The organism is Lactobacillus helveticus DSM 20075 = CGMCC 1.1877 (assembly GCF_000160855.1).
Classification (GTDB): Bacteria; Bacillota; Bacilli; order Lactobacillales; family Lactobacillaceae; genus Lactobacillus; species Lactobacillus helveticus.
This window is the reverse complement of sequence record NZ_GG700752.1, coordinates 36,571-41,420: the sequence shown is the minus strand read 5'-3', so window position 1 is coordinate 41,420 and position 4,850 is coordinate 36,571. Positions and strand designations below refer to the sequence as shown.

General features: G+C 34.0%; 9 protein-coding genes. 6 read left to right on the top strand and 3 right to left on the bottom strand.

Features of this window, described 5'->3' with window-relative positions:
* The 4 genes from HMPREF0518_RS00200 to HMPREF0518_RS00185 all read left to right on the top strand — a co-directional run.
* Nucleotides 1-903 (top strand): tyrosine-type recombinase/integrase (locus tag HMPREF0518_RS00200; RefSeq protein WP_003624846.1); only part of this gene is annotated, 903 nt, incomplete at its 5' end.
* Nucleotides 904-1,285: 382 nt separating this feature from the next.
* Entirely contained in the window at nucleotides 1,286-1,489 is a 204-nt protein-coding gene (locus HMPREF0518_RS00195) for a hypothetical protein (RefSeq protein WP_003624843.1), read from the top strand.
* Between the two features lie 12 nt (nucleotides 1,490-1,501).
* Nucleotides 1,502-1,861 carry a hypothetical protein gene (locus tag HMPREF0518_RS00190; RefSeq protein ID WP_003624842.1) on the top strand — a complete coding sequence of 120 codons (360 nt, stop codon included), beginning with the start codon at nucleotides 1,502-1,504 and terminating at the stop codon, nucleotides 1,859-1,861.
* 245 nt (nucleotides 1,862-2,106) lie between these two features.
* Nucleotides 2,107-2,343 carry a hypothetical protein gene (locus HMPREF0518_RS00185; protein WP_003624840.1) on the top strand — a complete coding sequence of 79 codons (237 nt, stop codon included), beginning with the start codon at nucleotides 2,107-2,109 and terminating at the stop codon, nucleotides 2,341-2,343.
* Nucleotides 2,344-2,410: 67 nt separating this feature from the next.
* Here HMPREF0518_RS00185 and HMPREF0518_RS00180 read toward each other — a convergent pair whose 3' ends face one another.
* The 3 genes from HMPREF0518_RS00180 to HMPREF0518_RS00175 are packed head-to-tail and all read right to left on the bottom strand — an operon-like array spanning nucleotide 2,411 to nucleotide 3,130.
* Nucleotides 2,411-2,794: a hypothetical protein gene (locus HMPREF0518_RS00180; RefSeq protein ID WP_230472033.1), complete on the bottom strand. Its 384-nt coding sequence runs from the start codon at nucleotides 2,792-2,794 to the stop codon at nucleotides 2,411-2,413.
* A 16-nt stretch (nucleotides 2,795-2,810) separates the two neighbouring features.
* Entirely contained in the window at nucleotides 2,811-2,882 is a 72-nt protein-coding gene (locus tag HMPREF0518_RS10485) for a hypothetical protein (RefSeq protein ID WP_230478149.1), read from the bottom strand.
* A 47-nt stretch (nucleotides 2,883-2,929) separates the two neighbouring features.
* Nucleotides 2,930-3,130 carry a helix-turn-helix transcriptional regulator gene (locus HMPREF0518_RS00175; protein WP_003624837.1) on the bottom strand — a complete coding sequence of 67 codons (201 nt, stop codon included), beginning with the start codon at nucleotides 3,128-3,130 and terminating at the stop codon, nucleotides 2,930-2,932.
* A gap of 168 nt (nucleotides 3,131-3,298) precedes the next feature.
* Between HMPREF0518_RS00175 and HMPREF0518_RS00170 the strand changes: the two genes are divergently transcribed.
* Both HMPREF0518_RS00170 and HMPREF0518_RS00165 read left to right on the top strand, forming a co-directional pair.
* Nucleotides 3,299-3,937, top strand: coding sequence for an ABC transporter ATP-binding protein (locus tag HMPREF0518_RS00170; protein ID WP_003624835.1), 639 nt, complete (start codon nucleotides 3,299-3,301; stop codon nucleotides 3,935-3,937).
* Nucleotides 3,934-4,692, top strand: coding sequence for an ABC transporter permease (locus HMPREF0518_RS00165; protein WP_003624831.1), 759 nt, complete (start codon nucleotides 3,934-3,936; stop codon nucleotides 4,690-4,692). The genes HMPREF0518_RS00170 and HMPREF0518_RS00165 overlap by 4 nt, the downstream gene beginning before the upstream one ends.
* The last annotated feature ends 158 nt before the right edge of the window (nucleotides 4,693-4,850 follow it).

Sequence of the window (4,850 nt, the reverse complement as noted above, 5' to 3'; positions counted from 1 at the left end):
GTTAAAGATATCAAAGAAAAAGATATGCGTAGTTTTGCTAGAAATTACATAAGTACACATAAAGCAACTGTGGCACCTCATTCAACGCTAGATAGACAGTTACAAAATTTAAGGAGTTATTTTGCTACTTTGAAGGAATATGGTGTCTTAAAGAATCCTATTCCTATGAAGCCATTAACTAAGTTTTTTAGACGTGATGAAATGAGTGCTCCTGTTAAGAAATATGTTTTCACTAATAATGAAATTGATGTTCTTAAAGATAGAATTTATAGAGAGCTGGGAGTAACAAGAATAAGTTATTGGACAACTAGAATCGCTATCTTGATAGCTTTAGATACTGGGATGAGACCTCAAGAAATTCAGGCTTTAAAGTGGAGTCAAATTACTAATGATGGAAAATTTAAAGTTTTTCAAATAAATGATTCATGGAGTGAAAAAGAGAAGCATCTTAACGGTCATTTGAAGAGTAGACCACGTGGAGAATCTAGACTAACCCTTCCCCTTTCTGAACCACTTTTGCAGTTATTGGAGAAGTTTCATCACCATCAGTTAGAACTTCTAAAAGAAAACAAATTAGCTAATTCAAATGATTGGTTAATGTTAAATATAACAGACTATAATTTGTGTTCATTAGGTTACCCAATTACTCAAAAAAGTATGAACGATATGTTGAAACAATTGAGTAAGAAAGTAGGGGTTAATAATCAAAACTTAAATGTCAGCATGTATACTTGTAGGCATACTGTAGCAACAAAATTAGGTAATACTCCAGGTATGTCATATCCTTGGGCAGCGAGTAGATTGGGACATTCTTTAAAGATGTTTATGCGAACTTATGTGCATGTTGATGAAGATCGAAATGAAGAAATGTTAAATTTGTTTATTGAAAAAAATAAACTTTAAGAATAATTAGAACAAATTACTATTAGAACAAAATTAATTATTTATTGATTTTAGTAATTAATTTTGATAAAATTATTAAAAATACGTTGGAGGTTAAAAATATGCATAAAAAATTAAAGAAAACATTACTTACGGTTTATCAGCTGTAATTTTAAGTACACCAGTAGTTGGAACATTTTCTAGTAAGACTGTTAGTGCTGATACAGTTGAACCTAATAATCAAGGAAATGAAACCCAAACATTTGTAATTCCTCATAACAATACAATACCTGAAAATCCTAATTCAGTTGTAGAAAGTAAAGTAGGCAGTGGAGCAATAAAGTATGCAATTAAGCAAGTTTTAAAGCATCCACGTGTATTTGCAGGCTATATTGGAAAGTTTATGGGTAAAGATGCAGAAAGAGTAGTATTAAGAAGCTTTAATAAAGAAATTGCTCCGAGATTGAAACCGTTACTTAAATACACCGATGGGCTTGAGGATGCGGTAGCGATGGCAGTATATCGTGGGGTAATGGCGGCAACACATAATGGATATTTAGCAAATATGGCCAAAGTTGGTGCTAAAATTGCAATTGACTTAATGTAAAAGGAATAATCTATGTTTAATGGAAAAATAACTAAAGAAAATAACTCTAATGTAACTAAGATGTTATATGAAGTAGTGCATGAGATGGCTTTGTCGCGGGCAGATTCTATTGAACATCCTGTATCTTTAAGTTTATTTTTGCTAGAAATGGGAGTGGATGACCCAAATGTTGAAGATAGACTTATTAAAAAATCAGTTGAAATATTTTTTTCTGTAGAAGATCCAATGGAATTAACGACAAAAGATTTTCAAAAAGAATTCCAAAGAATATCTCCGTTGGTCAGTGATTCAGGTTCAGTAAGGTATATTTTAAGATGGATAGGATTATATGATTTTCCTAAAATTTATCCAGTAGCTATAAACTTGGTATAAAATTCAGTAAGTTGATATTTGCCACAATATCTGCCACATAGTTCTACACAAATGGCAAAAAGTGGCAATATAGGAGGTAAAATCATTAAGCCTTCTATGCTTCTAGTCAGCATTAATAAGCACGTTAGACATGGTTTAAAAGCCATGTCTTTTTTGTAGTCTAAGCAATATATCAAAGTAAAAGTACGTTTCGCTATACCTTTCCGTAAAACTAACTACAATGACGGTTGAAGAAGGCGTTTTTTATGACAAAACATTATGAAAAAGAAGTCAAGGAAGCAGAAAGTGTATTAGAGGATAAAAAATTAACCGATAGTGAAATCTCACAAGAGTTGATTTCAAAAGATAATCCAACTGAAAACGTTAAACCATCTGAGATTGATTTCTTACGTAAAAAGCCATCTTTAGCAACTCAAATTGATTTTACCTTGTTAGGTGACCTTGTTGGATTGTCCAAGGAAGCTAAGGCTGAAGCTGAATAAAAATGAAAATAAATTCAATATATTGCAAAAACACCACGCAGAATGAAATCTACGTGGTGTTTTTATACTAATCTTTAATAACCTTTAGACGGTGCAATTTGCCGATTGCTACACCACCGCCTACACAAATACTTGCCCATAATCCTTGTGGCCAAAAAGATAAAATATTGACCATACTACCATTATTAGCAACTGAACTGCCAAATGCTGAGCCAATCATGCACGGAATAAAGCACAATATTCCTTCAATAATGGCCCTTAAATAAATTGTACGAACTGCTTTTGGTCGTTCATCTGGAGTAATTTCTATATGCAGGATCTGTAATTTATTAAGTGCAAAGTTAGTATAGCCCCATAACAATAAGGTTAATATTGCGGTGGCTAATACCAAGAAGTAATAAGCTAACGCAAGTTGAGTAGTGAAGGCAAAGCATAACGAAATAAGTACCATAATCATTTCCGTTAGGCTAAATACTATGAGCATTATTGCCAATTCGTTCTACTTCATATAGTTGACGCTCATCTAATCTGCTGTCAATTCCGAACCAATATCTAATAAATTTTAACTACAAGCTTTCTTGTCTTCTCATTGTTGTTCATCCCCATCCCAAAATAAACTATTCAAATCTGTGCCTAATACATGTGCTAAGCTTAAACATAATTCAAGTGAAGGATTATATTTATCGTTTTCAATTAGATTAATAGTCTGCCTGGCTACGCCTATTCTTTTAGCAAGTTCCATTTGTGAAATCTTTTTTTGTTTACGATATTCTCTTACGTGATTCATTTAATCTCCTTTTGTAGTCATTGTGTCAAATATATATGACATTTATTTAAAATAATATTATCATGTTTGTGGCAAATATCAATTATATATGACATAAAAGATTGCTATCGAAAGCCAATATGGTTAAACTAAAAATGTTAATGCAAAAATATTTTCTGGGAAAAAACTATGACAATTATTGAATTCAAACATATTAGTTACCAGGTAAAAGAAAAACAAATCTTGCATGATGTTTCTTTTAAGGTAAATCAAGGAGATTTTTTGACCTTGGTTGGACCATCAGGCTCTGGTAAAAGTACTATTTTAAAATTAGCTGCCAACTTAATCAGCCCAACAGCAGGTGATATTTTTTATCAAGATAAAAAAATGGTGGAATACAATCCCATCCAATACCGCAGGGAAGTCTCTTATTGTTTCCAGCAGCCGAGTTTGTTTGGCAAAACGGTAAGAGAAAATTTAATTTTTCCCTATGAGATTAGAAAGCAAGCTATTGTAGAAAAAAGGATAGATGAGTTACTAAAACTAGTTGATCTGTCAGCCGATTTTCTAAATAAGGACATAAATTCCTTGTCAGGCGGAGAAAAACAGCGAGTAGCTCTCATTCGAAATATAATTTTTCTCCCCAAAGTGTTGCTTTTAGATGAGGTTACAACTGGCCTTGATGATGGTAGCAAGGAAATAGTGCATCAATTGATTAAGCGAGTGCACGAACAAGGAACTACTATTATTCGAGTAACTCACGATCAAAGTGAGATTCAGACGGCCGGTCATATTATGCAGATTAAGCAGGGAAGGATCATCAAATGAAGAATATGATGGTTAGTAATTTATCTTTAGTGTTGGCTTTTGCCTTGGTGCTGGTATCAATCGCGATCTCGGCTAAAGAAAAGCTGGGCTTAACTAAAGATATTTTAACGAGTGTATTTAGAGCAATTATTCAGTTAGTCATCATCGGCTTTGTGCTGAAGTTTATTTTTCACGCTGATCAGCTGTGGTTAACCATCGTTTCGACGTTGGTCATCATTTTTAACGCATCTTGGAACGCTAATAAACGTGATCCTAATCCGCACTGCAGTCTTTGGAATTCGATAATTGCCGAGGCCATCGGTACCTACGTGACGCTAGGGTTGCTGATTTTTTCAGGGGTAATTAAACCAATTCCGATGCAGGTGATTCCAATTACGGGGATGATTGCCGGTAATGAAATGGTGGCGATTGGCTTATGCTACAAGGCATTGCATGATAGCTTCAATGACCTACATCAGCAAGTTCTAGAAAAGTTAGCGCTGGGCAGCGATATTAAATTGGCATCGATGCCGATCCTGCGTCGGAGTATCAAAACTGCGATGCAGCCAACGATTGACTCTGCCAAGACCGTGGGGTTAGTTAATTTACCAGGGATGATGTCGGGCTTGATCTTCGCAGGAATTAATCCAGTTTACGCGATCAAGTATCAGATTATGATCACATTCATGTTACTGTCGGCGACAAGCCTTGGTGCGGTAATCAGTGGTTATTTAGCCTATAAAAATTATTTTAATGAACAGATGCAGCTGCGATGAGAAGGCCTGAGTTTAAACACCAGGGCTTTTATTTTTATCTAAAAATTCGCTACATTTTATAGAATCTGATCTTAATTACTTTTTCATACATGCTTTAATCTTGTTAAAAGTTAAATACATCGTGTATGTGAATTTTAACGAGGTACATATGAATAAAA

Excerpts from the sequence above, each read along its gene's own strand:
- HMPREF0518_RS00195 (WP_003624843.1), top strand. The coding sequence starts at position 1,286 with ATGGGTAAAGATGCAGAAAGAGTAGTATTAAGAAGCTTTAATAAAGAA.
- HMPREF0518_RS00190 (WP_003624842.1), top strand. The coding sequence starts at position 1,502 with ATGTTTAATGGAAAAATAACTAAAGAAAATAACTCTAATGTAACTAAG.
- HMPREF0518_RS00185 (WP_003624840.1), top strand. The coding sequence starts at position 2,107 with ATGACAAAACATTATGAAAAAGAAGTCAAGGAAGCAGAAAGTGTATTA.
- HMPREF0518_RS00180 (WP_230472033.1), bottom strand. The coding sequence starts at position 2,794 with ATGGTACTTATTTCGTTATGCTTTGCCTTCACTACTCAACTTGCGTTA.
- HMPREF0518_RS00175 (WP_003624837.1), bottom strand. The coding sequence starts at position 3,130 with ATGAATCACGTAAGAGAATATCGTAAACAAAAAAAGATTTCACAAATG.
- HMPREF0518_RS00170 (WP_003624835.1), top strand. The coding sequence starts at position 3,299 with ATGACAATTATTGAATTCAAACATATTAGTTACCAGGTAAAAGAAAAA.
- HMPREF0518_RS00165 (WP_003624831.1), top strand. The coding sequence starts at position 3,934 with ATGAAGAATATGATGGTTAGTAATTTATCTTTAGTGTTGGCTTTTGCC.